A 26,021-nucleotide genomic window follows, 5' to 3' on the forward strand; every position below is an offset into this window, starting at 1 on the left:
ACAGGTGTCGTGATTGGCTGCAAGGCACTCAATGGGTAGTAAATCGCTGATGCATTGGCGAAGAGCTGGGTGTCAGCGCCAGTGCCAGTTGGGTGCGGTTGTGCATGTGGGTCAGGCGCAGCACCTGCGACACATACAGCTTCACGGTATTCTCGGTAATGCCCAGCTCACAGGCAATCTGGTAGTTGGTCTTGCCCTTGCCCACCAGGCGCGCCACTTCCAGCTGGCGTGGCGACAGCTTCTCGAACGCCGCTGGCAGCTCGCTTTCGCTTTCTTCCACATCAGTGGCACGCCGGTGAGTACCTTGGCCCCGGGCTCTTTCCAGATCCTGGTAGAGCTCGTCAACCGACTCGGCCAGTTCCTGCAGGCGCTGATTCAATCCGCCAAGGTCGCGGAAGTTGCGCTGGCGTTCCAGCAATGCCTCTTCCTGCCGACGTACGCCTTCCAGCAGTTCATCGAGGTCCATCGGCTTCTGGTAGTAGTCGGCAAAGCCTTCGCGTAACGCGCGGATCACGTCCTGTTTCTCGGCACGCCCAGTCAACATGATGGCTTCGAACATGCGCTGGCTGCGGTCGACCCCTTTCAAGGCGCGCACCAGTTCGATGCCATCTCGCTCCGGCATGTGCAGGTCACAGATGAGCAGGCCGATGGCCGGGTCTGCCGCATAGCGCTCGATGGCTTCGTCAGTTGAATGGGCTGGTACGCAGACATAGCCCTTGGTTTCGAGGAACTCACACAGTTGTTCGACAATGACCGGTTGGTCATCTACCACTAAAACCTTCAATTCACTCACTGGTCTGGTCACGATCCACTCCCTGTTCGTATACGGCCCTGCTCCCGGGGCCAGACGCTCTGGCAGCTTAAAAATAGCCGCACCACGCGAACATGTACAAGGTATGTACAAGGCATCGGACCACAGGCAGATTCATTGGATCCAGACAGCGGTCAAAAGAAAGCCGGTCAGCACATAGGGGACAAAGGCCTGCTTGTCGCCCATTTCCTCGGTCAGGGCCTGCAAACGCTTTTTCACCTTTGGGTTGAGCAAGGTCCACAGACGCCGGCGGGTGAGCAGCCACAGCAGCACACTGACACCGGCGCCAATAAAGGTACCAAGCACGTATTGCGGGCTGGTGGCCAAGGCCAGTGCGCCCATCAGCTTGACGTCATCGGCACCGAAACGTCCAAGCATGTAGCCGGGCAGGGTCAGTAACATGACGATGGCCAGCGCCCAGCCGGCATCGCTGGCATCGGCGCCGATCCAGCTGTGGCCGGTGGCGAACAGCCAGACCAGGGCGCAGGTAGCCACGCCAAGGGTGAGCATGTTGGATATCTGGCGTTGACGCACGTCCTGTTCGGAGCACAAGGCAAGCCACATCAGGAGAACAATGCTTTGCATTGGCAGGTCGTCCTTCCCAAATGTTGAACACATCTACCCGGTCAGTCAGGTTTCCTTAAGTGAAGATAGACGGGAACCTGCGGGGGAGTGGGGCGGGACAGGCAAAAAGGCGTGGCCGGGATGGATTTTGTCGTAGCTGACACAGGTCTGGCAGGTACAGCTGTCTTGCCCGGAATCGCGATCCCTGTGGGAGCGGGCGTGCCCGCGAACACCGGCAACGCCGGTGCCATGCACCGCGTCGTTTTCTTCGCGGGCACGCCCGCTCCCACAGGGGTTACTTCTTGCTACCCGGCGGGTAGTTGGCCAATACCTTGGTCACGGTGTTGTGGATTGCGCTGTTGCGTTCCTCAGGGCTCGGCGGGTAGTTGTTCATGATCTGCTCGGCACTGCCGCGCCACACCAGCTTGCTGTCATGCCCATCGAACAGGTCGATCTGGATGGTGGCGACTTTGTAGTCGACGCTGCGGGTTTCGTTGTACATCGGGCCACCCCAGTAACCGCCCCAGTAGCCCCCCCAGCCTCCGCCGTAGTTGGTGGTGATCTGTTGCTGACGCTGCTCGACGATCAGGTAGGCGCGCACTGTCAGGTCCGGCCGCGCACCGCCTTGTACCGGGCGCAGGCCGCGCTGGTCGAGTTGGTCGGCGACCGCCTGGCGAATGCGCTGCTCGGTCAGGTCGCTCTTGATTCGCGGGTCGTCCGGGCGGTACTGCAGCCCCGGCTCCTGCCATGCCCAGCTGCGGTAGGCGGCAAAATCACGGCTGGCATCGAAATCCTGCTGGACGTTATTGCTGGAGCAGGCGGCGAGCAATAACGCGAATGACAGTAGAACGAGACGGCGCAACATGATGGTTCTCCGTTAGATATCAACTGGGAGGATAGCCGCTGAGCGCCTTGTGCACGGAATCGCGCAAGGCACTTTCGCGTTCACGCGGCGAGTCCTTGTCGCTGCCGCTTTCGGCGCTGGCACTCCATACCGGCTGGCCGTTGCGGGCGTCGTACAGGTCGATACGCACCACCATCACCTGCACCTCGTAGGTGCGCACGACGGGCACGCTGGCATAGGCCCCATAGCCATGGCGGTAGCCGCCATAGCCGACCCCCCCGTAGGGGTACGGGCCGTAGTACGGGTCGTAGGCATCGTAGTCACGTACCTGGCGCAAGCGCTTTTCCAGGCGTATGTCGGCGCTGACCAGCAAGTCGCCGGGGCCGCCCCGGGCGGGGCGCAGGCCCTGCTGGTCGAGCGCGCCGCTGACGGCATCGGCCAGTTGCGCCGGGTCGGTATCGACCGAGCCGCTGGGCAACTGGCCGTTGCGCCAGCTCCAGCTGCGGTAGTGCCCGTAATCACGGGCGGGTGCCGGGTAGGCACTGGCATCGAAGGTGCTGGCCGCCTGGGCAGGCGCCGGTGGTAAGGGGCGGCTGCTGGCCACATACGGGTTGCTGCCCTGGCAGCCAGCCAGGGCAAGCGGCAGCAGGGCCAGGCACAACAGACGGTACGGCATGTATTCCTCCCAGCGGGCGGCTCAACGGGGGCGGCAGACCCAGTGCAGGTAGCGGCCGAGCCCGGCGAAGCTGGGGTGGCGACGGTAGGCCAGTTCCATTTCCAGCAGGTCGAGCAGCTCGGCCTTGCCCTGGAATTCCTTGGGCATGTAGTCGTGGAACACCCGCACGCCACTTTCGCTTTCAACCTGCCACATAGGATCAAGTTGCGCCCTGAGTTCGCGTGGATCAAGCGGTTTTTGTGGGGTCAGGCTCTGCTTTTCACCTTCCAGCCGATTGCTGCGCAACTTGCGGAAATGGCCCTTGAGCAGGTTGCGATAGACCAGTGCGTCGCGGTTGTAGAAGGCCAGGGACAGCCACCCGGAGGGGGCGGTGAGCTGGTGCAGCACTGGCAGGATGCTTTCGGGCTCGGCCAGCCATTCAAGGACGGCGTGGCATAGCACCAGGTCGTAGGGTTCGGTCAGCTGGCCGAGCAGGTCTTGCCAGGGGGCCTGGATGAAGGTGGCCGGTTGGCCGGCTTCGGCAAAGCGCGCCCGTGCGCCGTCGAGCATCGGCGCGGCGGGTTCGGCCAGGGTCAGCTGGTGGCCGCGCTGGGCCAGCCACAAGGCCATGTGGCCCAACCCGGCACCGATGTCGAGGATGCGCAGCGGGCGGTCGGGCAGGGCTTCGGCCAGGTCGGCCTGCAACACGGCCAGGCGGATCGCGCCCTTGGCACCGCCGTAGATCTTCTCGGCAAAGCGGGTGGCCAGTTCATCGAAGTGACGGTCGTTCATCGGGCGAAGCGCCTCTCGCTGTCGGCCAGCTTGGCCCGCACCACCTGGTCCATGTCCAGGCCCAGCTCGCTGCACAGCAGCAACAGGTACAGCACCACATCGCCGATTTCCTGGCCGGCGTGGGCCAGCTGGTCGGCGGGCAACTGGCGCGATTGGTCCTCGCTCAGCCACTGGAAGATTTCCACCAGCTCTGCCATTTCGACGCTGGCGGCCATGGCCAGGTTCTTCGGGCTGTGGAAGCCGCGCCAGTCGTTGTTGTCGCGGATCTGGTGCAGGCGTTGGGTGAGTTCTTGCAGGTTCATCGGGGGTCTCCTAATGCTGCATAGCTTCTGCGCAGGCCCGATGCAAAGCAAGGGGCCTAAAGCCGAGCCCAGCGCCCGACCATATGCAGCACCCCTCCATGCCCATCCAGCCGCAGCTCACCCGCAGCCCCCGCCTCACTGGCACCTAGCACCACCTCCGACGGCAACCGCACCGGTTTGCGGAAATCCACCTCGAAGGCATAGCCACTGTGCGGCAGGTGCCCGCGCAGTGCTGCCAGGGCCATGGCCTTGCTCCACATGCCATGGGCAATGGCCGTGGGGAAGCCGAACAGCCGAGCACTGGCGGCGCTGAGGTGGATCGGGTTGTAGTCCCCGCAGACCTTGGCATAACGCCGGCCGATATCCTTGTCGGCGTACCAGCGGCTCGCCTCTGGTAATGCTTGTGGCTCGTCCTCGGCAGGTTCGCCTGCCTCGCTTTCCAGCTTCAGCCCGCGCACCAGCATACGGCTGGTCTCGCGCCAGATCAGGCCGATGCCGTCTTCGGCTTCGGTAACCAGGTCGAAGGTGCCGCCCTTGGCATGTGCTTGCAGATTGGCCGCATACACCGCAAAGCGCAGCCCTTCGATACCGCCCAGTGGGCGCACCACTTCGATGCGGTTGTGCAGGTGCACCAGGCCGAGCAGCGGGAAGGGGAAGTCTGGCGCGGTCATCAATTGCAACTGCAGCGTGAATGCCATGACATGGGGATAAGTCCCCGGTAGCCGGCCATCGTCGGTGAAGTGGCACAACCGTCGATAGGCGGCCAGGTTGCCCGGCTGGACGCGGATGAAACAGCGCAGGCCGTCGTCCGGCAGATGATCGCCGCTGATGGTGCGCTTGCTGACCGCGCGCAGGTACAGGTTGGCGCGCGAAGCCGGGCTGTGCAGGTCGTGCCAGTGTCGGCTCATGTTCAAGCCCCCATCAAGGCCTGGCCGCATACCCGCAGCACCTGGCCGTTGACTGCCCCGGAGCCCGGCTGGCTGAGCCAGGCGATGGCTTCGGCGACATCCTGCGGGCGGCCGCCCTGGCCCAGCGAACTCAAGCGTCGCCCGGCCTCGCGCAGGCCCATGGGCATGGCGGCGGTCATGTGGGTTTCGATGAAACCGGGTGCCACGGCATTGATGCTGCCGCCGTGTTCGGCGAGCCGGGGCGCCCACGCCTGGGCCAGGCCGATCAGCCCGGCCTTGCTCGCGGCATAGTTGGCCTGCCCGCGGTTGCCGGCGATGCCGCTGACCGAGGCCAGCAGCGTGATGCGCGCGTTTTCACCCAGGGCGCCGTTGTCGTACAGCGCCTGTGTCAGCAGCTGCGGTGCCTTGAGGTTGACCGCCAGCACCGCGTCCCAGTATTCCGGGGTCATGTTGGCCAGGGTCTTGTCGCGGGTGATACCGGCGTTGTGCACCACGATATCGATGCCGTCGGGCAGGGCCGCGAGCAGTTGCGTTGCCGCGTCGCTGGCGCAGATGTCCAGGGGCAGCGCCTTGCCGCCCAGGCGCGCGGCCAGGGCGTCGAGGTCCTGGCTGGCCTGTGGTACATCGAGTAGCAGTACGTCGGCGCCGTCCCGCGCCAGGGTTTCGGCTATGGCGGCACCAATGCCGCGCGCGGCGCCCGTCACCAGGGCGCGGCGGCCAGCCAGCGGCCGGGTCCAGTCCTTGACCTGGCTGGCGCAGGCTTGCAGGCGTAGCACCTGGCCGGAGATGAAGGCGCTTTTGGGCGAGAGGAAGAAGCGCAGGGCGCCTTCCAGCTGGTCTTCCGCGCCGGGGCCGATATACAGCAACTGCGCGGTCGCACCGTTGCGCAGTTCCTTGGCCAGTGAGCGGCCGAAGCCTTCCAGGGCCCGTTGGGCGATGCTGGCCAACGGGTTGTCGAGGCTTTCTGGCGCACGGCCCAGCACCACCACATGGGCGCACGGCGCCAGGCTGCGCAGCAGTGGCTGGAAAAATTCGCGCAACTGCTTCAACGCGTCGCTGTCGGACAGGTGACTGGCATCGAATACCACAGCCTTGATCTTCGGTCCCAGGCCAGCTACCCACGCCTCGGCCTTGAGGTTGTCGGTATTGAAGCTGTAAAGGGTGTCGGTCAGGCACGGGGCAATGGCTTCGACCTGGTTCGCCAGTGGCCCACCACCCAGTACCAGAGCACCTTCGACCGGGCGCAGGCGGCCTGTCTGCCAGCGCTCCAGCGGCGCCGGGCGTGGCAGGCCAAGGGCATCCACAAGACGGCGGCCGAGGTTGGAGTTGGCAAAGCCGAGGTAGCGATCGCTCATGAGTGGGTCTCCCGGAAGGCAAGCTTGAAAGTGTGGACCAACTTTGTGGCAAGGTCGTTCGAATGCGGTAAAAACACCTAGGCTGTACGGATCGAATTGTTTCAGGAGGAACAAGCGCATGCGTTCACTTCGCCGGGTCGCGATCCTGGGCGGCAACCGAATTCCCTTCGCCCGCTCCAATGGCGCCTACGCCACGGCCAGCAACCAGGCGATGCTCACTGTCGCCCTTGAAGGGCTGATCGAACGCTACCGCTTGCATGGGTTGCGCATGGGGGAGGTGGTGGCCGGTACGGTGCTCAAGCACTCGCGTGACATGAACCTGACCCGTGAGTGCGTGTTGGGCTCGCGTCTGTCGCCGCAGACGCCGGCCTATGACATCCAGCAAGCCTGCGGCACCGGGCTGGAGGCGGCACTGCTGGTGGCCAACAAGATTGCCCTGGGGCAGATCGACTGTGGCATTGCCGGTGGCGTGGACACCACCTCCGATGCGCCGATTGCGGTCAACGAAGGCCTGCGCCACATCCTGCTGCAGGCCAACCGTGGCAAAAGCCTGGGCGAGCGGCTCAAGCCGTTCCTCAAGTTGCGCCCTCACCACCTGAAACCCGAATTGCCGCGTAACGGTGAACCGCGCACCGGGCTGTCGATGGGCGAGCATTGCGAACGCATGGCCCAGGCCTGGCGCATTGGCCGTGCCGAACAGGACGAGCTGGCGCTGCTCAGCCACCAGGCGCTGGCTGCCGCGTACGCCGAAGGTTGGCAGGATGACCTGCTGACGCCGTTTCTGTCGTTGACCCGTGATAACAACCTGCGCCCCGACCTGAACCTGGAGCAACTGGCCCGGCTCAAGCCGGCCTTCGATCGCAGCGGGCAGGGCACGCTGACGGCGGGCAATTCCACACCGCTGACTGATGGCGCTTCGCTGGTGTTGCTGGGCAGCGAGGAATGGGCCGAGCAGCAGGGGCTGCCGGTGCTGGCCTATCTGGTCGATGGCGAAACCGCTGCGGTGGATTTCGTTACGGGACGCGAAGGGCTATTGATGGCGCCAGTGTATGCGGTGCCGCGGCTGCTGGCGCGCAATGGCCTGACGCTGCAGGACTTTGACTATTACGAGATTCACGAAGCCTTTGCTGCCCAGGTGCTATGCACGCTCAAGGCCTGGGAAGATGCCGATTATTGCCGCGAACGGTTGGGGCTGGATGCACCGCTCGGGGCGATCGACCGCAGCAAGCTCAACGTCAAGGGCAGTTCGCTGGCGGCCGGGCACCCGTTTGCCGCCACCGGGGGGCGGATATTGGCCAACCTGGCCAAGTTGCTGGCGAGGGCGGGGAAGGGGCGAGGGCTGATTTCGATCTGCGCGGCGGGTGGGCAGGGGGTGACGGTTATCGTAGAGCGCTGAGGCAAACCCTGTGGGAGCGCGCCTGACTTGACCATGAATCAACTGTTAGGCTTGTCTGATCAGAACTACAAGAAGCCGCCATGCCGATCATCGGACACCCCCGCGCCATCCCGGCGCTGGACCACCTGCCCAGGCCGCTCTATGCCCGTGCCGAAAGCCTCGGCGCCGGCTCCTGGACCACCCGCCACCAGCACGACTGGGTGCAGTTCTCCTACGCGATCAGCGGCGTCCTCGGGGTGTATACCCACGAGGGCAGCTACTTCGCTCCACCCCAGTGGGGAGTGTGGATTCCAGCCGATGCCGAACACGAAGTGGTCACCTCGATGCAGGCCGAAATGCGCAGCCTGTACGTGCGCCGGGATGCCTGCCCGTGGGCACCGGAGCAATGCCGGGTGCTGGAAGTGACCCCGCTGGCGCGTGAACTGATCAAGCAGTTCTGCCTGTTCCCGGCAGACTACCCGGAGGGTGACAGCGCCGAGGCGCGGCTGGTGGCGGTGCTGCTCGACCAGCTACGCATGCTGCCCGAGGTCGGTTTTTCGCTGCCACTGCCACGGCACCCGGGTTTGCTGGCGCTGTGCAATGGCCTGATCGCTGCACCGGACCAGCCGCAGACCTTGCAGCAGTGGGCGCGGGAGTTGGGGTGTTCGGAGAAGACGCTGATGCGGCTGTTCCAGCGGGAGACGGGTTTGAGTTTTCGCAACTGGCGGCAGCGTATGCGGCTGTTGTCATCGCTGGCGTTGCTGGAGGCAGGGGAGAATGTGACCGAGGCGGCGTTGGGGTGTGGGTATGATTCCACCTCGGCTTACATTGCGGCGTTCAAGCAGTTGTTCGGCGCGACACCGGGAGAATTGAAGCTTTAGTGATTGGTCGCCTGTGCCGGCCTCTTTGCGGGCACGCCGGCTCCCACAGGTACTCCACAGCCTGCAAAGCTGCGGTGATTCTGTGGGAGCGGGCATGCCCGCGAAGAGGCCGGCGCAGGCAACACATCAGGTACGGAACCTGCGCACCAGTGCATCCAGCTCATTGGACAACCCGGCCAGGCTCTCCGAATCCACCTGCGCCGCCTGGGCAAGTTCCGCCACCAGTTGCGCATCGCCGTGAATCTGGCTGATGTGACGGTTGATGTCCTCGGCCACCTGGTGCTGTTCCTCGGCCGCCGTGGCGATCTGGGTGTTCATGTCGCGTATCACATCCACCGACTCGCGGATCTGCCCGAAGCTGTCACGGGCCAGGCCGATGCGGCTCACCGACTGCTGCGAAACCTCCAGGCTGGCGTGCATCTGTGCGGCCACTTCGGCGGTGCGGCTGGCCAGGTTGCCCAGCAGGCCGTCGATCTCGGCGGTGGAGTCGGCAGTACGCTTGGCCAGCGCCCGCACTTCGTCGGCGACCACGGCAAAGCCACGGCCCTGCTCGCCGGCACGGGCCGCTTCGATGGCGGCGTTGAGCGCCAGCAGGTTGGTCTGTTCGGCAATCGAGCGGATGGTGCCGAGGATCGACTGGATGGCATTGCTGTCACGCTCGAGTTGCTGGATCGACTGCGCCGACTGTTCGATTTCCTGGCTCAGGCGGTCGACGCTATTTACCGCGGCATCGATCTGCTGCTGCCCTTCGCGTGCCTGTTGCTGGCCGCTGTCGGCCGACTGCGCCGCCTGGCTGCAGGAGCGAGCCACTTCGTTGGCGGTGGCGACCATTTCGTGGAAGGCGGTGGAGACCATGTCCACTGCTTCGCGCTGGCGGCCTGCGGCTTCGGCCATGTCGCTGGAAACCCGGGTCGAGCTGCTGGAGGTGCTGAGGATCTTGCTGGCGGCAGTACCGATGTGCTGGATCAGGCTGCGAATGGCCCCGAGGAACTGGTTGAACCAGTTGGCCAGTTGCGCGGTTTCGTCGCGGCCACGGATTTCCAGGTTACGGGTCAGGTCGCCCTCGCCTTGGGCGATATCTTCCAGGCCGCTGGTGACGCTGTTGATCGGACGTACGATCAGCTTGGCGAAGGTGGCACCCACCACGGCGAACAGCGCAGCCAGCACCACGGCCACGATGCCGATCAGCCAGGTCAGGCGGGTGGTGGTCTGCATCACTTCGCTTTGTTCGATCAGGCCTATCAAGGTCCAGCCCAGCTGTTCATCCGGGTAGATGTTGGCCATGTAGCGCACGCCATTGAGCTCCACTTCGGCCAGCCCCTTGCCGTGCTTGGCCAGCTCGGCGTACCCGTCGCCAAAGCTCGCCAGTTGCTTGAAGTTGTGCTTGGCGTCACGGGGGTCGACCAGTACGTTGCCGTTGTTTTCCAGCAGCAGCAGGTAGCCGCTTTCGCCCAGCTTGATCTGCTGGACGATCTCGGTGAGGCCTTTGAGCGACACGTCGACGTTGACCACGCCACCAGGGTTGCCCAGCTGGTTGGCGACGGTACGCACGGTGCTGACCAGCACGGCGTCGTCGGCAGCCCAGTAGTAGGCGCCAGTACGCAAGGTCTTGCCAGGGTTGGCCATGGCCAATTGGTACCAGGGGCGGGTGCGCGGGTCGTAATTGACGAACTTCTGCCCGGCCGGCCAGCCGACGTAACCACCGTCATTCACCCCGTAGGACAGGTACGCATAGCTGGGGTGCGTGGTGGCCAGGCGAGTCATGAACTCCAGCACTTTGCTGGCATGGTCGCCCAGTTCATAGGACGGGGTTGCGCTCATGTACTTGTTCAGATCGCTGCCCGTGGCGGCGACCAGGGGCTGCGAGGCCATGTACTCGACGTTCTGGTTGATGCCCTGGAAGAAGATGTTCATTGCGTTGCTGACCTGGCGGATTTCCCGGCTGCTGCCGTCGAGGAATCCGTCGCGGGCTTCGCCACGCAGGTTGAGGACTACCAGGGTGGCCACAAAGACGATGGGCAAGCCGGCGATGACCGCGAATGCCCAGGTCAGTTTCTGTTTGATGCTCATCGACGCTCCCGGATTTTTATTTTTGATACACGAGGCAGGTAACAACTGCATCGGCAGCATCCGGGTTTAATGTAGGAAAACGCCCGTATTTATTGGATAAAGTCGCAGTTGGTGACTATTCGGTCGTGTTTGGACGTATATGGCATACCAAAGGATTGCGGGGCGGCTCAGTGACAGCAGCCGCCCGCAGCGCCGTTGGCCAGGTCCTTGAGGATCGGGCAGTCCGGGCGCTCGTCCCCCTGGCAGTGCGAGACCAGTTCGCCGAGGGTGTCGCGCAGGCTCACCAGCTCTTCGATGCGCCGGTTCAGTTCATCGATATGTTGCATGGCCAGCGCTTTCACATCAGCGCTGGCGCGTTGGCGGTCCTGCCACAAGGTCAGCAGCTTGCCGACCTCCTCGAGGGAAAAGCCCAGGTCGCGGGAGCGTTTGATGAAGGCCAGGCTGTGCAAGTCTTCCGCCTGGTACAGGCGGTAGCCGCTGTCGCTGCGCGTTGCGGGCTTGAGCAGGCCGATGGACTCGTAGTAACGGATCATCTTGGTGCTGAGCCCGCTGCGGCGGGCGGCCTGGCCGATGTTCATGGGGCCTCCTGAGTGTTGCTGGTGGGTTTCCAGGCCTTGAGCCACAGCGCGTTGCTTACCACGCTGACGCTGGACAGGGCCATGGCTGCGCCGGCCAGTACCGGGTTGAGGTAACCCAGCGCGGCCAGCGGGATGCCGATCAGGTTATAGATGAACGCCCAGAACAGGTTCTGGCGGATCTTCGCATAGGTCTTGCGGCTGATCTCCAGAGCGGCCGGTACCAGGCGTGGGTCGCCGCGCATCAGGGTGATGCCGGCGGCCTGCATGGCCACGTCGGTACCGCCACCCATGGCGATGCCGATATCGGCTGCAGCCAGCGCCGGTGCATCGTTGATGCCATCACCGACCATGGCAACCACGCCATCCTGCTTGAGTGCGGCCACGGTCGCGGCCTTGTCGGCCGGCAGCACTTCGGCATGCACGTCGTCGATGCCCAGGGCGTCGGCCACCACTTTGGCGCTGCCGCGGTTGTCGCCGGTCAGCAGGTGGCTGCTGATGCGTTGCGCGTGCAGGGTATCGATCGCCTGCGCGGCGCCGGGCTTGAGGCTGTCACCAAAGGCGAACAGGCCCAGCACCCGCGGCTGTGCGCCGCGTTCGATCAGCCATGACAGGGTGCGCCCTTCGGCTTCCCAGGCCTGGGCCTTGGCGGCCAGGTCACCGGGTAGCAGGGTGCTTTCGTCGAGCAGGCGGCGGTTGCCCAAGGCCAGTTCGCGGCCTTCCACGCGCCCGGCGATACCACGCCCGGTCAGCGACTGGCTGTCGGCAACGGCAGGCACGTCAAGGCCCTGTTCGGCACAGGCATCCAGTACCGCCTTGGCCAGCGGGTGTTCGCTGCCGCGCTGCAGGGCGCCGGCCAGGCGGTGCAGGTCGGCGCTGCTGCCCACCTGCGCCTGGCTGTGGACAGCGCGTGGGCTGCCGGAGGTGAGGGTGCCAGTCTTGTCGAACACCACACGGTTGACCGCATGGGCTCGCTCCAGGGCTTCGGCGTCCTTGATCAGGATGCCATGGCGGGCGGCGACCCCGGTGCCGGCCATGATCGCTGCGGGTGTGGCCAGGCCGAGGGCGCAGGGGCAGGCGATGACCAGCACGGCAACGGCGTTGATCAGCGCGGTTTCCAGCGGTGCGCCGGCCAGCCACCAGCCGACCAGGGTAATCAGCGCCAGTACCAGCACGGCCGGGACGAATACCTGGCTGACCCGGTCGACCAGCTTCTGGATCGGCGCCTTGGCCGCCTGGGCGTCTTCCACCAGGCGGATGATGCGCGCCAGCACGGTTTCGGTACCCAGTGCCTGGGTACGTACCAGCAGCCGGCCTTCGCCATTGATGGCGCCCCCGGTGACGCTGTCCCCGGGTTGCTTGGGCACCGGCAGGCTCTCGCCGCTGATCAGGGCTTCATCGGCATGGCTGCTGCCGTCTTCGACCACGCCATCGACCGGGAAGCGTTCGCCGGGTTTGACCAGTACCAGGTCGCCGAGGCGCAGTTGGGCAATGGCCACGTCTTCTTCCCGGCCATCGACCAGGCGCACGGCACGTTCCGGGCGCAAGGCTTCAAGGGCCCGGATGGCGCTGGCAGTCTGGCGCTTGGCACGGCTTTCCAGGTACTTGCCCAGCAGCACCAGGGCAATCACCACGGCCGAGGCTTCGAAGTACAGGTGCGGGGCCATGCCGGCGGGGGCTTGCGCCCACTGGTACAGGCTCAAGCCGTAACCGGCGCTGGTGCCCAGGGCCACCAGCAGGTCCATGTTGCCGGCACCGGCGCGCACGGCTTTCCAGGCGGCCACGTAGAAACGCGCGCCGAGAATGAACTGCACCGGCGTGGCCAGCAGGAACTGCACCCACGCTGGCAACATCCAGTGCAGGCCGAACGGCTGCACTACCATTGGCACCACCAGCGGCAGGGCGAGCAGCAACGCTGCAGCGACCGCCAGGCGTTCGTTACGCAGGCGGCGTTGGGCAGCAGGTTGGTCGTCCTTGGCGGTTTGCGGCAGGCTGGCGCTGTAGCCGGCTTTTTGCACGGCGTCGATCAGCAGGTTGTCGTCAAGGGCCGCGAGCACTTCGAGGTGCGCGCGTTCGCTGGCCAGGTTGACGCTGACCTGCTCAACCCCCGGCAGCTTGCCGAGGGCGCGCTCTACGCGGCCGACGCAACTGGCGCAGGTCATGCCGCCAATCTGCAGTTCGACGGTGCGGGTGGGCACGCCATAGCCGGCTTCGCGTACGGCGTCGACGAGGGCGGGCAGGCTGTTGGCCGGGGCCTGGACCCGGGCCTGTTCGGTGGCGAGGTTGACGCTGACCTGTTCAGCGCCGGTGACCTTGCGCAGGGCGCGCTCGACCCGGCCGGCACAGCTGGCGCAGGTCATGCCGGAGATCGGCAGGTCGTATGTGGTGGATGCGGGCATGGCTCTCCTCCTTGGACAGGCCTCCAGCATCAACCTTGCCACGCAGGTAAGGTCAATAGCCCAGGCCGGCTCGCTTCAACTCCAGCCCATAGTGCCCCATGGCGATGCGGTATTTGTTGATCTGGCCCGCCTGCAGGTTCAATCGTGTGCTGCGCTGGTCCTCGACACCCGCGGAGCAGCCCGGCATTTGCCCGGGCAGCAGGCGCAGGCGCACATCTACCGGGCCGGGCGGCAGGTTGAACGAGGTGGACTGCTCCTGGAATACGCGCCCGGAGAGCTGGTCGTTGAGGTAGATGCCGATTTCGCAACTGGTGGCCACTTCCAGGCGCTCCCGGGAAATGATCAGCACGCTGTAGTCCGAGTTGCCCTCGGCGCTGGCCGGTGGCACTGCAGCCAGCGTGCTCAATAGCCCGACGACGCCCAATGCTGCCCTGAACATGAAAAATCTCCTGCTTGCCTGATCATCAAAGGCGCAGCTTGGCCGACGCGCGCGCGGATTTCCACCCCGGCTGTTGTCGGCAGGTCTTGACCTTGCCCCGATGGCAAGCTTGAGACTCGTGGAAAACCTGAAGGAGGTAACCCCATGCAAGTGTTCAATGTACAAGGCATGACCTGTGGCCATTGCGTGAAAGCCGTGACCCGGGCGGTGCAGGAGCAGGATGCCGCGGCCAAGGTGGAGGTCGACCTGGCGGCCAGGCAGGTACGGGTGCAGAGTGAGTTGGCGCAGGAGCAGATCCTCACGGCCATTCGCGATGAAGGTTATCAGGCCGAGGCGGCCTGAATACTGACCTGTGGGAGCGGGCGTGCCCGCGAACACCGGCGCAACCGATGGCATCCACCGCGCCGCCTGATTCGCGGGCACGCCCGCTCCTGCAGGGGCGGCGCCAGGCCCAGTATTGTTGCAAATGTTTTCATGTCGATAGGGCCCACAGCAGGTAGAATCAAGCACTTGCTTAGCCTGCTATGGATTCCTGATGAACCTGCGAATGGTGCTCATCCTGGGCGCACTCAGTGCGTTCGGGCCCTTGGCGATCGACTTCTACCTGCCCGCCTTCCCGGCCATGGCGCAGGCGTTCGCCACCGATGAAAAACATGTCCAGGCCACCTTGGCCGCCTACTTCCTTGGCCTGTCCATCGGGCAACTGGCCTACGGGCCGGTGGCTGACCGCTTTGGCCGACGCAAGCCGCTGATGTTCGGGGTGACCCTGTTCACCCTGGCGTCACTGGCCTGTGCCTATGCCCCCAACCTCGACACCCTGGTGCTGGCGCGTTTCGTCCAGGCGCTGGGCGGTTGCGCCGGGATGGTGCTGTCGCGGGCCATTGTCAGTGACAAGTGTGACCCGGTGGCCTCGGCCAAGGTGTTCTCGCAACTGATGCTGGTCATGGGGCTGGCGCCAATCCTGGCACCGATGCTGGGCGGGGTGTTGGTGAACCTGGCCGGCTGGCAATCGATCTTCCTCGCCCTGAGCCTGTTCAGTGCCGGTTGCCTGCTGGCGGTCAGCCTGGGCCTGCCGGAAAGCCTGCCTGAGCACATACCGCGGCAACCGCTGTCTGGCGCCTTGCGTCAGTACTTGCGCCTGCTCGCTGACCGGGTGTTCATCGGCCATGCCTTGACCGGTGGTATCGCCATTGCCGGCATGTTTGCCTACATCGCCGGTTCACCTTTCGTGTTCATCAAGCTCTACGGCGTGCCGGCCGAGCATTACGGTTGGTTGTTCGGCACCAATGCTGCCGGCTTTATCCTGGTGGCGCAGGTGAACGCACGCTTGCTGGCCAAGCGTGGGCCGGCGTTTCTGCTGGCGCGTGCGGTGTGGTTGTACCTGGCTGCGGGCCTGACGTTGCTAGGCGTGGCGGCACTGCGGCCAACACAGCTTTGGCCACTGCTGGTACCACTGTTCGTCTGCATCTCCAGCCTCGGTTGCATCATCCCCAACGCCTCCGCCTGTGCCATGAGCGGGCAGGGCGCAAGGGCCGGGAGTGCCTCGGCGCTGATGGGCTGCCTGCAGTTCAGTGTCGCCGCTGGCGCAGCGGCGCTGGTCGGGCTGCTGCATGATGGCAGTGCGGTGCCGATGGCGCTGGTGATCAGCCTGTGCGGGGCACTGGTGGTCAGTGTCGCGCTGCTGACCCGACGTTTGCCGGCCAAGGTTCCCGCATAAGCGGGTGAGGTGCCTGCAGGCGGGTTTCCAGCGTGGCGACGAAGGCACGGGCCTCGGCCTCGCTGCGGAAACTGACCACGTGTTGATCGAGCTGAACCTGCCAGGGGCAGGCGGGGTTTCGGCTCGACGCGCTGACGACAATTTTCATCGCGGCATACCTCCAAAGGGGGGAGAGCGGATGAAGTGTAGCGCTACCCCTTCTGCCTGCCATGACTGGCATCAGTGTCCTGACTGACGGTCGACGGGAACATTTTCTACGCGCTTTTGCCTGCTTGGGGCGCAATGCCCGCAAGCACGTGGAACCTTCGCTTTGGCTTGCGCTACTTGTGGAAATCAGGTGTCGGCCGCGTCCGAAGTTGTATTCGGTGTTTTTTCCGCCTGTCGTTCCCGTGCCCCTGCCAGGGTGTGCCGGGCTGCTTGCCCGTGCGGTCCGGGCAGGTTTCACGCCCCGTTTCACTGCTTGCCATGGGTAGGCATACCCAGTGTTTTTTTGCCTGCGGCGCCACTGCGCGGGGCTGCCTGAATGGCGTTTTTTGCGGCTTATACTGGCGAACCAGGCCAGTGCCAGCGAGAGGCGCTTCCCTGCCAGGGTTGGCCATCGCATCCACACAGTGAACTTGCAGGGAGTTACAGGGACATGAACGCAGCCAGCAGTATCAGCCAGATCGCCAGCCTGATGGCCGACCCCAAGCGCAGTGCCATGTTGTGGGCATTGATCGATGGCACGCCACGGCTGGCCAACGAGCTCGCGGTAATGACCGGCCTGACCTCGTCATCGGCCTGCGCTCACCTTTCGCTGTTGTCGTCGGCCGGTTTGCTCCGGCACGAAGCGCGGGGCCGCAAGCGCTACTTCCGCCTGGCCACCCCGCAAGTCGGGGCGGCGGTGGAGGCCCTGGCCAGTGTCCAGCTGGAGAGTACCAAGGGGGAGCGGGCCAAGGCCCCGGTATCATCGCTGCCCATGTCGATACGCAGGGCGCGTCGCTGTGGCGATCACCTGGGTGGCGAACTGGCCGGTGAGCTGTATCACCGTCTGGTGGTGGCCGGCTGGCTGGAGGGTAGCGGTCGCCAGCTGATGGTGAGTGAGGAGGGGCGGGCGCAGTTGGCTTTGGTCGGGGTCTACATCGATGCCTTGGCACCGCATCAGCAACGTGGCTGTGTGATCTGCCGCTGCACCGAGTGGAACGATGAGGGGCCGCACCTGGGCGGAGTACTGGGGCAGGCCTTGTTCCGGCTGTTCCTGCAATCGGGCTGGATGCGCGAGGCCGAGGACTCGCGGGCTTTGCATATCTCTGCACTGGGTATCCAGCAGATCAATCGCATTGCCCGCGTGCCAACCTGGCAGGTCGGTTGACCGCGACACTGTCATGTCGCCGTCATGTCATTCAGACCAGCCGGGCATCCAGGCTGTTCTGGGCCAGCCGACGGGCCTGGTCTTCGGTCATGCCCAGGTGGGTGTACAGGGCGTGGAAGTTCTCGGTGACGTAGCCACCGAAGTAGGCCGGGTCGTCCGAATTGACCGTGACCTTCACGCCGCGCTCGAGCATGTCGAGGATGTTGTGCTGGCTCATGTGGTGGAATACGCAGAGCTTGGTGTTCGACAGCGGACACACTGTGAGCGGGATCTGCTCGTCGATGATGCGCTGCATCAGGCGCTCGTCCTCGATGGCGCGCACACCGTGGTCGATACGCTTGACCTTCAGCAGGTCCAGGGCTTCCCAGATGTACTCGGGCGGGCCTTCCTCGCCGGCATGGGCAACGGCGACCAAGCCTTCGCTGCGGGCGCGGTCGAACACGCGCTGGAACTTGCTTGGTGGGTGGCCCATTTCCGAGCTGTCCAGGCCAACGGCGATGAAGGCATCGCGGAACGGCAGGGCTTGGTCGAGGGTTTTCTGTGCTTCATCTTCGCTGAGGTGGCGCAGGAAGCTGAGGATCAGGCCGCTGCTGATGCCCAGTTGCTCGCGACCGTCCTTGAGCGCCTGGTTGATGCCGTTGAGCACCACTTCGAAGGGGATGCCGCGGTCAGTGTGGGTCTGTGGGTCGAAGAACGGTTCGGTGTGGATCACGTTCTGCGCCTTGCAGCGTTGCAGGTAGGCCCAGGTCAGGTCGTAGAAGTCCTGCTCGGTGCGCAGCACGTCGGCGCCCTGGTAATACAGGTCGAGGAACTCCTGCAGGTTGTTGAAGGCATAGGCACCGCGCAAGGTCTCCACATCGGCCCAAGGCAGGGCGATCTTGTTGCGCTCGGCCAGGGCGAACAGCAGCTCGGGCTCCAGCGAGCCTTCCAGGTGCAGGTGCAGTTCGGCCTTGGGCAGGGCGTTCAACCAGTCATACATAGTGGGTCATCTCGATCAGGTACGGTTGCCGCCATTCTACAGAGGCTGGCCGGGCAATGCGCCCGGCCAGGCTGTGACCCGGTGAATCACCAGACCAAGGGTTCGCCCTTGTAGTTGATGAAGCGCAGGCCGCCGTTGCCGCTTTGCGCCTTGATCTGTTCAAGCATGCCGCGGGTGCTGGTCAGCACATCGATTTCGGCGTTTTCACCGCCCATGTCGGTTTTCACCCAGCCCGGGTGCATGGCCAGCACACACAGGTCGGGGCGTTGTTGCTCGACGACAAAGCTGTTGATCATCGAGTTCAGGGCTGCCTTGCTGGCCTTGTACAGGCAGATTTCGCCGCCATCGGGGATGGTCACGCTGCCCAGGATCGAGCTCATGAAGGCCAGCACGCCGCTGCCTTCGCGTACTTGGCCGACCAGGCGGCGGGCCACGCGGATGGGTGCCACGGCGTTGGTCATGAACAGGTCGCCGATGTCCTTGTTCTGCACCGCCTCCAGGTCTTGCGGCAGGGGGCCCATGACGCCGGCGTTGACGAACACCAGGTCGAACACTTGACCTTGCAGGCGTTGCTTCAGGCCATCGAGTTGGGCCGTGTCGTTCATTTCCAGCTGCTCGATGCGCACGCCGGGCACATCTGCCAGAGCGCCGGGCTGCTGCGGGTTGCGCACGGTGGCGGTGACGTTCCAGCCGTCTTCGTGCAGGCGCTGCACCAGGCCCAGGCCCAGCCCGCGCGAGGCGCCGATGATAAGTGCAGTTTTTGCGTTAGCCATGTGGACGCACTCCGTGATCAGTTTGCAGGGAAAGGTATTGAGGATAATGCACTGGGGCCAATTTGCGGCCCTTCATTCAAAAGCGGTGCAGTACCTGTGGGAGCGGCCTTGTGTCGCGATGGGCTGCGAAGCAGCCCCAGGATTTCAGCAACTCCGCATGAATTGCCGGGGCCGCTTTGCGGCCCTATCGCGACGCAAGGCCGCTCCCACAAAGGATCGCGTTCTCCTGTGGGTAATTCGGCGTGCGAGCTGGCTAAAAAACGACCAGTCGCGCCGCGCCCTTGTCTGGGCGGGTACTTCGCCTGTTGGCGCACGGGTTATCCACAGGCTGTTCCACAGTTATTGTGTGCAAACCGAGAGGCAGCAGGCTGGCGCCTCTGGCCTCGTGCTGGGGATAACTCCTGAGGTTTCAGCAGTTTGCCGCTGTCATCAAACAGTGATCAAAATATGATCAAAGCTCTGTAGGCCTTGAAAGCATTGACCTGCAAGCGAATGCCCCAAGCTTATCCACAGGCCGGCCCACAGTTGTTGTGGGCAATGTTCAGCGTGCTTCGAGCAGAATGCGCCCGCGGCTCAAGTCGGCCAACTGCTGCTGCAGTGGGGCGAGGTGGGCGTCACCGAGTGCAATCAGCAGGTCCACACCATTGGCGGTGAACTGCTCATCCAGGACCAGGCCGTCAACCTCCGCCAGGCGCAACTTCACCAGCGCCAGTTCGCTGAAACTGCAACTGCAGGTGAATTCGCTGCGCTGCACCAGCAGCCGCTTGGGTGCCTGTTGCAGGCACTTGTTGGCGCCGCCGCCGTAGGCCCTGGCCAGGCCACCGGTGCCCAGTTGGATGCCGCCGTACCAGCGGATTACCAGCACCACCACTTGGTCGCAGTCCTGCGCTTCGATGGCCGCGAGGATTGGCCGCCCCGCGGTACCGCCAGGTTCGCCGTCATCGCTGCTGCGGTACTGGTCGCCGAGCTTCCAGGCCCAGCAGTTGTGGGTCGCGGCCAGGTCGCTATGGCGTTCGATGAAACTCATCGCTTCGGCGGCACTGCTGATCGGCCCGGCGAGGGTGATGAAGCGGCTTTTGCGGATTTCCTCGCGGTATTCGCAGAGGTCGAGCAGGGTAGAAGGCATAAATGACGGTCAGGCAGCCGGCTTGATGCCGCAGCCTTTCAGGATGATGTGGATAAGGTTGTTGCTCGCGTCTTCCATGTCCTGCTTGGTCAGGCGACTGCGGCCGGTAACCTGGCAGATCTGGGTGGCGAAGTCGGCGTAGTGCTGGGTGCTGCCCCACAGCAGGAAGATCAGGTGCACCGGATCGACCGGGTCCATCTTGCCGGCTTCGATCCAGGCCTGGAACACCGCGGCCCGGCCCCGGAACCATTCGCGGTAGTCGGCACTGAAATATTCGGTCAGGCAGGTGCCGCCGCTGATCACTTCCATGGCGAAAATCCGCGAGGCTTGCGGGTTGCGCCGGGAGAACTCCATCTTGGTGCGAATGTACTGGCTCAGGGCTTCGCCCGGGTCATCCTCGACGCTCAAGGCGTTGAAGGTGCTGTCCCACAACTCGATGATGTTGCTGAGCACGGCAATGTACAGGCCCAGCTTGTTGGTGAAGTAGTAATGCAGGTTGGCTTTGGGCAACCCCGCCTTGAGGGCGATGGTGTTCATGCTGGTGCCCTTGAAACCATGGCGGGCAAACTCGTCTTCGGCGGCCTGGATAATGGCCTGTTCGTTCTTCTGGCGGATACGGCCCGCGGGCTTGCCCGAGGCGGAGAGGCGATGCGCAGGGACTTCTAGGGTCATGGACGATTCCGTACGGGTCAGTGGCTGCGGCTGTCGGACAAGATTACCTGCCTGTGCCGAAGTGACAAGCGTTTGCGGCACAGACTGGCATCAGCGTGTCGCAGCCAGGCTTTCGAGGAAGCTTTCCAGCACCAGGTTAGGCCGTCGGCCTTTGCGCGTTACCCAGCTGAGGCTCAGGTCATAGAAGCGTTGTTGGGGCTTGAGGGCACGCAAGCGGCCTTGCTGCACCCAGAACGTGGCGTAGTGGTCTGGCAGGTAGCCGATGTAGCGCCCGGTAAGGATGAGAAACGCCATGCCTTCACGGTCCGAAGCACTGGCCGTGCAGTTCAGCGCCTGGTAATGCGCCTGGATTTCGGCCGGCAGGCGGAAGGTGGGGGTGATGGCTTCCTGGCTGTTGAGGCGGTCGTCATCGATCTGCTGGTCATCGGCATAGAACAGCGGGTGGCCGACCGCGCAGTACAGCAGTGAGCGCTCGCTGTACAACGGCTGGTACTCGAGGCCCGACAGCGGGCTGGTCTGCGGCACCACGCCGACGTGCAGGCTGCCGTCGAGCACGCCGTGCTCGACCTGGCTGGGTGCGATCATGCGGATCTGGATGCGCACGTCGGGGCCGCGGTCCTTGAGCTCGGCCAAGGCATGCGTGATGCGCATGTGCGGCAGGGTCACCAGGTTGTCGGTCAGGCCAATGTTCAGCTCGCCACGCAAATGTTGGTGCAGGCCGTTGACCTCGGTGCGGAAGCTTTCCAGGGCGCTGAGCAGTTGCAGTGCCGAGTGGTAGACCTCACGGCCTTCTTCTGTCAGTGAGAACCCGGCGCGGCCGCGTTGGCACAGGCGCAGACCGAGGCGTTGCTCGAGGTCGTTCATTTGCTGGCTGATGGCCGAACGGCCAATGCCCAGCACGTTTTCGGCGGCCGAGAAGCCGCCGCACTCGACTACGCTGCGGTAGATCTTCAGCAGACGGATGTCGAAATCGCTGACCTGGGCGAGTGGATCGGGGCGTCGGCTCATTAGTTTAGTCAGGGCCTGTCTGAAGATTAGAAATGTTGGCTTTTTCAGACTTTATCGCCGTGCCAATTTAGCTGCAACAACATCCATCGTTGCCTAATCGTCTTCCGAGGAACCGCCGATGAACATGCCCGAAACCGCCTCCGCCGGTATCGCCAGCCAGCTCAAGCTGGATGCCCACTGGATGCCCTACACCGCCAACCGCAACTTCCAGCGCGACCCACGCCTGATCGTGGCGGCCGAAGGCAGCTATCTGTTCGATGACCAGGGGCGCAAGATCTTCGATGCCCTGTCGGGCTTGTGGACCTGCGGCGCCGGGCACACCCGCAAAGAAATCACCGAGGCGGTGGCTCGGCAGGTCGGCACCCTGGACTATTCCCCGGCCTTCCAGTTCGGCCACCCACTGTCGTTCCAGCTGGCCGAGAAAATCACCGAGCTGACCCCGGGCGACCTGAACCATGTGTTCTATACCAACTCCGGTTCCGAGTGTGCCGACACCGCGCTGAAGATGGTGCGTGCCTACTGGCGCCTGAAAGGCCAGGCGACCAAGACCAAGATCATCGGCCGTGCCCGTGGCTACCACGGTGTGAACATCGCCGGCACCAGCCTGGGTGGCGTCAACGGTAACCGCAAGCTGTTCGGTCAGCTGCTGGATGTCGACCACCTGCCTCACACCGTGCTGCCGGTGAACGCTTTCTCCAAAGGCATGCCGGAAGAGGGCGGTATCGCCCTGGCTAACGAAATGCTCAAGCTGATCGAGCTGCACGATGCCTCCAACATCGCTGCCGTGATCGTGGAACCGCTGGCGGGTTCGGCTGGCGTACTGCCGCCGCCGAAGGGTTACCTGAAGCGTCTGCGTGAAATCTGCACCCAGCACAACATCCTGCTGATCTTCGACGAAGTGATCACCGGCTTCGGCCGCATGGGCGCGATGACCGGTTCCGAAGCCTTCGGCGTGACCCCGGACCTGATGTGCATCGCCAAGCAGGTGACCAACGGCGCCATCCCGATGGGTGCGGTGATCGCCAGCAGCGAGATCTACCAGACCTTCATGAACCAGCCGACCCCGGAGTACGCCGTGGAATTCCCGCACGGCTACACCTACTCGGCCCACCCGGTAGCCTGTGCCGCCGGTATCGCCGCGCTGGACCTGCTGCAGAAGGAAAACCTGGTGCAGGCCGCCGCCGAGCTGGCGCCGCACTTCGAGAAGCTGCTGCATGGCGTGAAGGGCACCAAGAACATCGTCGATATCCGCAACTACGGCCTGGCCGGCGCGATCCAGATCGCTGCCCGCGACGGTGATGCCATCGTGCGTCCATACGAAGCGGCGATGAAACTGTGGAAGGCAGGCTTCTATGTACGCTTCGGTGGCGACACCCTGCAGTTCGGCCCAACCTTCAACACCACGCCGCAGGAACTGGACCGCCTGTTCGACGCAGTGGGCGAAACCCTGAACCTGATCGACTGATCTTTCTGATTTTGATGCGCGGCGCGTGAACACTTCGCGCGCCGGCCTCTACCTTCTTTATCTGGAGTTTTGCATGAGCATTGTTCAGCACCTGATCCACGGCGAAGTGGTTACCAAGGGTGAGCGCACCGCCGATGTCTTCAACCCGTCCACCGGCCAGGCCGTGCGCAAGGTCGAACTGGCCAGCCGCGCGACCGTGCAGGAGGCGATCGACTCGGCCAAGGCTGCCTTCCCGGCCTGGCGCAACACCCCACCGGCCAAGCGCGCCCAGGTGATGTTCCGCTTCAAGCAACTGCTGGAGCAGAACGAAGCGCGTATCGCGCAGATGATCAGCGAAGAGCACGGCAAGACCCTGGAGGATGCCGCCGGCGAACTGAAGCGTGGCATCGAGAACGTCGAGTTCGCCTGCGCCGCGCCAGAAGTGCTGAAAGGCGAGTACAGCCGCAACGTCGGCCCGAACATCGATGCCTGGTCCGACTTCCAGCCGCTGGGCGTGGTTGCCGGTATCACCCCGTTCAACTTCCCGGCCATGGTGCCACTGTGGATGTACCCACTGGCCATCGCCTGCGGTAACGCCTTCATCCTCAAGCCTTCCGAGCGCGACCCGAGCTCGACCCTGTTTATCGCCCAGCTGCTGCTGGAAGCCGGCCTGCCGAAGGGCATCCTCAACGTGGTGCACGGCGACAAGGAAGCGGTGGATGCGCTGATCGAAGCGCCGGAAGTGAAGGCCCTGAGCTTCGTCGGTTCGACGCCGATCGCCGAGTACATCTACGCCGAAGGCACCAAGCGCGGCAAGCGCGTACAGGCCCTGGGTGGTGCGAAGAACCACGCGGTGCTGATGCCGGATGCCGACCTGGACAACGCCGTGAGCGCACTGATGGGGGCTGCCTACGGTTCGTGCGGTGAGCGTTGCATGGCCATTTCAGTGGCGGTGTGCGTGGGTGACCAGGTGGCCGACGCCCTGATTGCCAAGCTGGAACCACAGATCAAGGCACTGAAGATTGGTGCCGGCACCTCGTGCGGCCTGGACATGGGCCCGCTGGTGACTGCTGCTGCGCGTGACAAGGTAGTGGGTTACATCGATGACGGTGTTGCTGCTGGCGCCAAGCTGGTGGTGGATGGCCGTGGTTACCGTGTGGCGGGTAATGAGGATGGCTATTTCGTCGGTGGCACCCTGTTCGACAAGGTGACCCCGCAGATGCGCATCTATAAGGAAGAGATCTTCGGCCCGGTGCTGTGCGTGGTGCGTGTGAACAGCCTGGAGCAGGCCATGCAGCTGATCAATGATCACGAGTATGGCAATGGCACCTGCATCTTCACTCGTGACGGTGAAGCGGCGCGCCTGTTCTGCGACGAGATCGAAGTGGGCATGGTCGGTGTGAACGTACCGCTGCCGGTGCCGGTGGCCTACCACAGCTTTGGTGGCTGGAAGCGCTCGCTGTTCGGTGACCTGCATGCCTATGGCCCGGATGGAGTGCGCTTCTATACCCGTCGCAAGGCGATCACCCAGCGCTGGCCGCAGCGGGCCAGCCATGAGGCTTCGCAGTTTGCGTTCCCTAGTTTGTAAGGGATGAAGCAGAAGCGGGGAGGCCGACAGGCCTCCCCGTTTTGTTTTTGGGGTTTGGTTGTTGGGTGCGTCAGGGCGGCTAGGGGCCTGTCTTGAGATGGTATTGGCTTTGAGAGGTGCCTGCCTTGTGTTTTCTGGCGCCTACAAGATCGAGCGCCGCCCGCGCGGCGCTTCGCAGCACAAGGCTGCTCCTACATCTGTTTCGGGCCAGTCTCTCCTGTGCCTGGCGCGCGCGACCGCCTTGTCTGTTCCATTCAATATCGAAGGTTGCGCCTGCTGCTSYTCATCAATCTCCWGCCATGCACCCAGGGTGCGCGCGCCAATGGCGCAGGAATAATTGGCCCGAAACAGATGTAGGAGCAGCCTTGTGCTGCGAAGCGCCGCGCGGGCGGCGCTCGATCTCATAGGCGCAGAAGGTGTTGTGGCGAACACCTGGTGGCCTTGATGTGGTCTTTTCCCCTGATATTTCAATTTCTTGAAATTAAAGGTTGACGCCCCTTCGAATCCCCTTATAATGCGCCCCACTTCCAGCGACATCGGAACGACAAACTTCTTGAAATTCAATGAGTTAGGTTGTTCAGAAAGAACTGAAAGGGCTACGATCAAATGATCGCCAGCGGTTGAGATGATGGTTGACAGCGCTTCTAAACGCTGTATGATTCGCCTCCCGCTACGAGAGATCGCAGCGAGTCAAGTGTTTGAAGCTAAACGAGTTTCTCGCAAAAAACTTCAAAATAAACGCTTGACAGAAAATGAGGAAAGCGTAGAATGCGCGCCTCGGTTGAGACGAAAAGCTCTTAACCAAACGCTCTTTAACAAATCGAATCAAGCAATTCGTGTGGGTGCTTGTGAGTATGGACTGATAGTCACAAAGATTATCAGCATCACAAGTGGCCATGCGAGAAATCACATAGTCATTTGAGATTGCTGAGCCAAGTTTAGGGTTTCTTAAAAACCCAAGCAGTATTGAACTGAAGAGTTTGATCATGGCTCAGATTGAACGCTGGCGGCAGGCCTAACACATGCAAGTCGAGCGGATGACGGGAGCTTGCTCCTTGATTCAGCGGCGGACGGGTGAGTAATGCCTAGGAATCTGCCTGGTAGTGGGGGACAACGTTTCGAAAGGAACGCTAATACCGCATACGTCCTACGGGAGAAAGCAGGGGACCTTCGGGCCTTGCGCTATCAGATGAGCCTAGGTCGGATTAGCTAGTTGGTGGGGTAATGGCTCACCAAGGCGACGATCCGTAACTGGTCTGAGAGGATGATCAGTCACACTGGAACTGAGACACGGTCCAGACTCCTACGGGAGGCAGCAGTGGGGAATATTGGACAATGGGCGAAAGCCTGATCCAGCCATGCCGCGTGTGTGAAGAAGGTCTTCGGATTGTAA

Annotated in this window: 25 protein-coding genes, 1 rRNA gene and 1 pseudogene (1 of these 27 cut by a window edge); 8 read left to right on the forward strand and 19 right to left on the reverse strand. The window is 63.4% G+C overall.

What is annotated here, in order from left to right:
- Positions 1 to 28: 28 nt before the first annotated feature.
- The 8 genes from A4C63_RS00745 to A4C63_RS00780 all read right to left on the reverse strand — a co-directional run bounded on the left by A4C63_RS00745 (position 29) and on the right by A4C63_RS00780 (position 6,231).
- Positions 29 to 805 (reverse strand): response regulator transcription factor, encoded by a 777-nt coding sequence (locus A4C63_RS00745; protein WP_063911109.1) that lies wholly within the window; start codon positions 803 to 805, stop codon positions 29 to 31.
- 120 nt (positions 806 to 925) lie between these two features.
- Positions 926 to 1,396 (reverse strand): prepilin peptidase, encoded by a 471-nt coding sequence (locus A4C63_RS00750; RefSeq protein WP_063911110.1) that lies wholly within the window; start codon positions 1,394 to 1,396, stop codon positions 926 to 928.
- A gap of 274 nt (positions 1,397 to 1,670) precedes the next feature.
- Positions 1,671 to 2,240, reverse strand: a complete 570-nt coding sequence (locus tag A4C63_RS00755) for a DUF4136 domain-containing protein (RefSeq protein WP_063911111.1) — start codon at positions 2,238 to 2,240, stop codon at positions 1,671 to 1,673.
- A gap of 19 nt (positions 2,241 to 2,259) precedes the next feature.
- The gene (locus tag A4C63_RS00760) at positions 2,260 to 2,895 is read right to left on the reverse strand and encodes a DUF4136 domain-containing protein (RefSeq protein ID WP_063911112.1); all 636 of its coding nucleotides are present in this window, start codon (positions 2,893 to 2,895) and stop codon (positions 2,260 to 2,262) included.
- A gap of 21 nt (positions 2,896 to 2,916) precedes the next feature.
- Positions 2,917 to 3,666, reverse strand: a complete 750-nt coding sequence (locus A4C63_RS00765) for a methyltransferase domain-containing protein (RefSeq protein WP_015268825.1) — start codon at positions 3,664 to 3,666, stop codon at positions 2,917 to 2,919.
- Complete coding sequence (locus tag A4C63_RS00770) at positions 3,663 to 3,968, reverse strand: MazG-like family protein (RefSeq protein ID WP_063911113.1); 306 nt, start codon at positions 3,966 to 3,968, stop codon at positions 3,663 to 3,665. Before A4C63_RS00770 ends, A4C63_RS00765 begins: the two co-directional genes overlap by 4 nt.
- A gap of 56 nt (positions 3,969 to 4,024) precedes the next feature.
- Positions 4,025 to 4,876, reverse strand: coding sequence for a MaoC/PaaZ C-terminal domain-containing protein (locus tag A4C63_RS00775; protein WP_063911114.1), 852 nt, complete (start codon positions 4,874 to 4,876; stop codon positions 4,025 to 4,027).
- 2 nt (positions 4,877 to 4,878) lie between these two features.
- A complete protein-coding gene (locus A4C63_RS00780; RefSeq protein ID WP_063911115.1) occupies positions 4,879 to 6,231 on the reverse strand; it encodes a 3-oxoacyl-ACP reductase in 1,353 nt (450 codons plus the stop codon).
- Between the two features lie 118 nt (positions 6,232 to 6,349).
- On the opposite strand from A4C63_RS00780, the gene A4C63_RS00785 reads away from it, so the two are divergent.
- Together A4C63_RS00785 and A4C63_RS00790 are read left to right on the forward strand one after the other, a co-directional pair.
- Positions 6,350 to 7,627 carry an acetyl-CoA C-acetyltransferase gene (locus A4C63_RS00785; RefSeq protein ID WP_063911116.1) on the forward strand — a complete coding sequence of 426 codons (1,278 nt, stop codon included), beginning with the start codon at positions 6,350 to 6,352 and terminating at the stop codon, positions 7,625 to 7,627.
- 80 nt (positions 7,628 to 7,707) lie between these two features.
- Positions 7,708 to 8,487, forward strand: coding sequence for a helix-turn-helix transcriptional regulator (locus A4C63_RS00790; protein ID WP_063911117.1), 780 nt, complete (start codon positions 7,708 to 7,710; stop codon positions 8,485 to 8,487).
- A gap of 126 nt (positions 8,488 to 8,613) precedes the next feature.
- Here A4C63_RS00790 and A4C63_RS26960 read toward each other — a convergent pair whose 3' ends face one another.
- The 5 genes and pseudogenes from A4C63_RS26960 to A4C63_RS00810 all read right to left on the reverse strand — a co-directional run bounded on the left by A4C63_RS26960 (position 8,614) and on the right by A4C63_RS00810 (position 13,970).
- Positions 8,614 to 9,381, reverse strand: coding sequence for a methyl-accepting chemotaxis protein (locus A4C63_RS26960; RefSeq protein WP_370464319.1), 768 nt, complete (start codon positions 9,379 to 9,381; stop codon positions 8,614 to 8,616).
- 90 nt (positions 9,382 to 9,471) lie between these two features.
- A pseudogene (locus A4C63_RS26965) lies at positions 9,472 to 10,617 on the reverse strand (sensor histidine kinase); the annotation flags it as partial.
- 107 nt (positions 10,618 to 10,724) lie between these two features.
- Positions 10,725 to 11,135, reverse strand: coding sequence for a Cu(I)-responsive transcriptional regulator (gene cueR / locus A4C63_RS00800; RefSeq protein ID WP_063911119.1), 411 nt, complete (start codon positions 11,133 to 11,135; stop codon positions 10,725 to 10,727).
- Positions 11,132 to 13,531, reverse strand: coding sequence for a heavy metal translocating P-type ATPase (locus A4C63_RS00805; RefSeq protein WP_063911120.1), 2,400 nt, complete (start codon positions 13,529 to 13,531; stop codon positions 11,132 to 11,134). The genes cueR and A4C63_RS00805 overlap by 4 nt, the downstream gene beginning before the upstream one ends.
- Before the next feature lie 52 nt (positions 13,532 to 13,583).
- The gene (locus tag A4C63_RS00810) at positions 13,584 to 13,970 is read right to left on the reverse strand and encodes a hypothetical protein (protein WP_063911121.1); all 387 of its coding nucleotides are present in this window, start codon (positions 13,968 to 13,970) and stop codon (positions 13,584 to 13,586) included.
- Positions 13,971 to 14,114: 144 nt separating this feature from the next.
- Between A4C63_RS00810 and A4C63_RS00815 the strand changes: the two genes are divergently transcribed.
- Both A4C63_RS00815 and A4C63_RS00820 read left to right on the forward strand, forming a co-directional pair.
- Entirely contained in the window at positions 14,115 to 14,312 is a 198-nt protein-coding gene (locus A4C63_RS00815; protein WP_063911122.1) for a heavy-metal-associated domain-containing protein, read from the forward strand.
- Between the two features lie 193 nt (positions 14,313 to 14,505).
- Entirely contained in the window at positions 14,506 to 15,687 is a 1,182-nt protein-coding gene (locus tag A4C63_RS00820) for a multidrug effflux MFS transporter (RefSeq protein WP_063911123.1), read from the forward strand.
- On the opposite strand, the gene A4C63_RS26675 is transcribed toward A4C63_RS00820, so the two are convergent.
- Positions 15,638 to 15,835: a hypothetical protein gene (locus tag A4C63_RS26675; protein WP_082888227.1), complete on the reverse strand. Its 198-nt coding sequence runs from the start codon at positions 15,833 to 15,835 to the stop codon at positions 15,638 to 15,640. The two genes, A4C63_RS00820 and A4C63_RS26675, sit on opposite strands and share 50 nt — an antisense overlap.
- A 489-nt stretch (positions 15,836 to 16,324) precedes the next feature.
- Between A4C63_RS26675 and A4C63_RS00825 the strand changes: the two genes are divergently transcribed.
- Complete coding sequence (locus A4C63_RS00825; RefSeq protein WP_063911124.1) at positions 16,325 to 17,038, forward strand: helix-turn-helix transcriptional regulator; 714 nt, start codon at positions 16,325 to 16,327, stop codon at positions 17,036 to 17,038.
- Positions 17,039 to 17,069: 31 nt separating this feature from the next.
- Here A4C63_RS00825 and A4C63_RS00830 read toward each other — a convergent pair whose 3' ends face one another.
- The 5 genes from A4C63_RS00830 to A4C63_RS00850 form a co-directional block, all read right to left on the reverse strand.
- Complete coding sequence (locus A4C63_RS00830) at positions 17,070 to 18,017, reverse strand: adenosine deaminase (protein WP_063911125.1); 948 nt, start codon at positions 18,015 to 18,017, stop codon at positions 17,070 to 17,072.
- An 86-nt stretch (positions 18,018 to 18,103) separates the two neighbouring features.
- Positions 18,104 to 18,790, reverse strand: coding sequence for an SDR family oxidoreductase (locus A4C63_RS00835; RefSeq protein WP_063911126.1), 687 nt, complete (start codon positions 18,788 to 18,790; stop codon positions 18,104 to 18,106).
- 541 nt (positions 18,791 to 19,331) lie between these two features.
- Positions 19,332 to 19,916: a YigZ family protein gene (locus A4C63_RS00840; RefSeq protein WP_063911127.1), complete on the reverse strand. Its 585-nt coding sequence runs from the start codon at positions 19,914 to 19,916 to the stop codon at positions 19,332 to 19,334.
- Between the two features lie 9 nt (positions 19,917 to 19,925).
- On the reverse strand, positions 19,926 to 20,588 hold the full coding sequence (locus A4C63_RS00845) for a TetR/AcrR family transcriptional regulator (protein WP_012270360.1): 663 nt from the start codon (positions 20,586 to 20,588) through the stop codon (positions 19,926 to 19,928).
- A gap of 90 nt (positions 20,589 to 20,678) precedes the next feature.
- A complete protein-coding gene (locus A4C63_RS00850) occupies positions 20,679 to 21,596 on the reverse strand; it encodes a LysR family transcriptional regulator (protein ID WP_046616867.1) in 918 nt (305 codons plus the stop codon).
- Between the two features lie 118 nt (positions 21,597 to 21,714).
- On the opposite strand from A4C63_RS00850, the gene A4C63_RS00855 reads away from it, so the two are divergent.
- The 3 genes from A4C63_RS00855 to A4C63_RS00865 form a co-directional block, all read left to right on the forward strand.
- Positions 21,715 to 23,061: an aspartate aminotransferase family protein gene (locus A4C63_RS00855; protein ID WP_063911128.1), complete on the forward strand. Its 1,347-nt coding sequence runs from the start codon at positions 21,715 to 21,717 to the stop codon at positions 23,059 to 23,061.
- Positions 23,062 to 23,134: 73 nt separating this feature from the next.
- Complete coding sequence (locus tag A4C63_RS00860; RefSeq protein WP_063911129.1) at positions 23,135 to 24,628, forward strand: CoA-acylating methylmalonate-semialdehyde dehydrogenase; 1,494 nt, start codon at positions 23,135 to 23,137, stop codon at positions 24,626 to 24,628.
- A 968-nt stretch (positions 24,629 to 25,596) separates the two neighbouring features.
- Positions 25,597 to 26,021 (forward strand): 16S ribosomal RNA (locus A4C63_RS00865); it runs 1,114 nt beyond the window's last position.

The organism is Pseudomonas sp. p21 (assembly GCF_001642705.1).
Classification (GTDB): Bacteria; Pseudomonadota; Gammaproteobacteria; order Pseudomonadales; family Pseudomonadaceae; genus Aquipseudomonas.

What these genes read in the sequence shown, in the direction of transcription:
- A4C63_RS00750 (WP_063911110.1), bottom strand. Translation starts at nt 1,396, where the DNA reads ATGCAAAGCATTGTTCTCCTGATGTGGCTTGCCTTGTGCTCCGAACAG.
- A4C63_RS00755 (WP_063911111.1), bottom strand. Translation starts at nt 2,240, where the DNA reads ATGTTGCGCCGTCTCGTTCTACTGTCATTCGCGTTATTGCTCGCCGCC.
- A4C63_RS00760 (WP_063911112.1), bottom strand. Translation starts at nt 2,895, where the DNA reads ATGCCGTACCGTCTGTTGTGCCTGGCCCTGCTGCCGCTTGCCCTGGCT.
- A4C63_RS00765 (WP_015268825.1), bottom strand. Translation starts at nt 3,666, where the DNA reads ATGAACGACCGTCACTTCGATGAACTGGCCACCCGCTTTGCCGAGAAG.
- A4C63_RS00770 (WP_063911113.1), bottom strand. Translation starts at nt 3,968, where the DNA reads ATGAACCTGCAAGAACTCACCCAACGCCTGCACCAGATCCGCGACAAC.
- A4C63_RS00775 (WP_063911114.1), bottom strand. Translation starts at nt 4,876, where the DNA reads ATGAGCCGACACTGGCACGACCTGCACAGCCCGGCTTCGCGCGCCAAC.
- A4C63_RS00780 (WP_063911115.1), bottom strand. Translation starts at nt 6,231, where the DNA reads ATGAGCGATCGCTACCTCGGCTTTGCCAACTCCAACCTCGGCCGCCGT.
- A4C63_RS00785 (WP_063911116.1), top strand. Translation starts at nt 6,350, where the DNA reads ATGCGTTCACTTCGCCGGGTCGCGATCCTGGGCGGCAACCGAATTCCC.
- A4C63_RS00790 (WP_063911117.1), top strand. Translation starts at nt 7,708, where the DNA reads ATGCCGATCATCGGACACCCCCGCGCCATCCCGGCGCTGGACCACCTG.
- A4C63_RS26960 (WP_370464319.1), bottom strand. Translation starts at nt 9,381, where the DNA reads ATGGCCGAAGCCGCAGGCCGCCAGCGCGAAGCAGTGGACATGGTCTCC.
- cueR (WP_063911119.1), bottom strand. Translation starts at nt 11,135, where the DNA reads ATGAACATCGGCCAGGCCGCCCGCCGCAGCGGGCTCAGCACCAAGATG.
- A4C63_RS00805 (WP_063911120.1), bottom strand. Translation starts at nt 13,531, where the DNA reads ATGCCCGCATCCACCACATACGACCTGCCGATCTCCGGCATGACCTGC.
- A4C63_RS00810 (WP_063911121.1), bottom strand. Translation starts at nt 13,970, where the DNA reads ATGTTCAGGGCAGCATTGGGCGTCGTCGGGCTATTGAGCACGCTGGCT.
- A4C63_RS00815 (WP_063911122.1), top strand. Translation starts at nt 14,115, where the DNA reads ATGCAAGTGTTCAATGTACAAGGCATGACCTGTGGCCATTGCGTGAAA.
- A4C63_RS00820 (WP_063911123.1), top strand. Translation starts at nt 14,506, where the DNA reads ATGAACCTGCGAATGGTGCTCATCCTGGGCGCACTCAGTGCGTTCGGG.
- A4C63_RS26675 (WP_082888227.1), bottom strand. Translation starts at nt 15,835, where the DNA reads ATGAAAATTGTCGTCAGCGCGTCGAGCCGAAACCCCGCCTGCCCCTGG.
- A4C63_RS00825 (WP_063911124.1), top strand. Translation starts at nt 16,325, where the DNA reads ATGAACGCAGCCAGCAGTATCAGCCAGATCGCCAGCCTGATGGCCGAC.
- A4C63_RS00830 (WP_063911125.1), bottom strand. Translation starts at nt 18,017, where the DNA reads ATGTATGACTGGTTGAACGCCCTGCCCAAGGCCGAACTGCACCTGCAC.
- A4C63_RS00835 (WP_063911126.1), bottom strand. Translation starts at nt 18,790, where the DNA reads ATGGCTAACGCAAAAACTGCACTTATCATCGGCGCCTCGCGCGGGCTG.
- A4C63_RS00840 (WP_063911127.1), bottom strand. Translation starts at nt 19,916, where the DNA reads ATGCCTTCTACCCTGCTCGACCTCTGCGAATACCGCGAGGAAATCCGC.
- A4C63_RS00845 (WP_012270360.1), bottom strand. Translation starts at nt 20,588, where the DNA reads ATGACCCTAGAAGTCCCTGCGCATCGCCTCTCCGCCTCGGGCAAGCCC.
- A4C63_RS00850 (WP_046616867.1), bottom strand. Translation starts at nt 21,596, where the DNA reads ATGAGCCGACGCCCCGATCCACTCGCCCAGGTCAGCGATTTCGACATC.
- A4C63_RS00855 (WP_063911128.1), top strand. Translation starts at nt 21,715, where the DNA reads ATGAACATGCCCGAAACCGCCTCCGCCGGTATCGCCAGCCAGCTCAAG.
- A4C63_RS00860 (WP_063911129.1), top strand. Translation starts at nt 23,135, where the DNA reads ATGAGCATTGTTCAGCACCTGATCCACGGCGAAGTGGTTACCAAGGGT.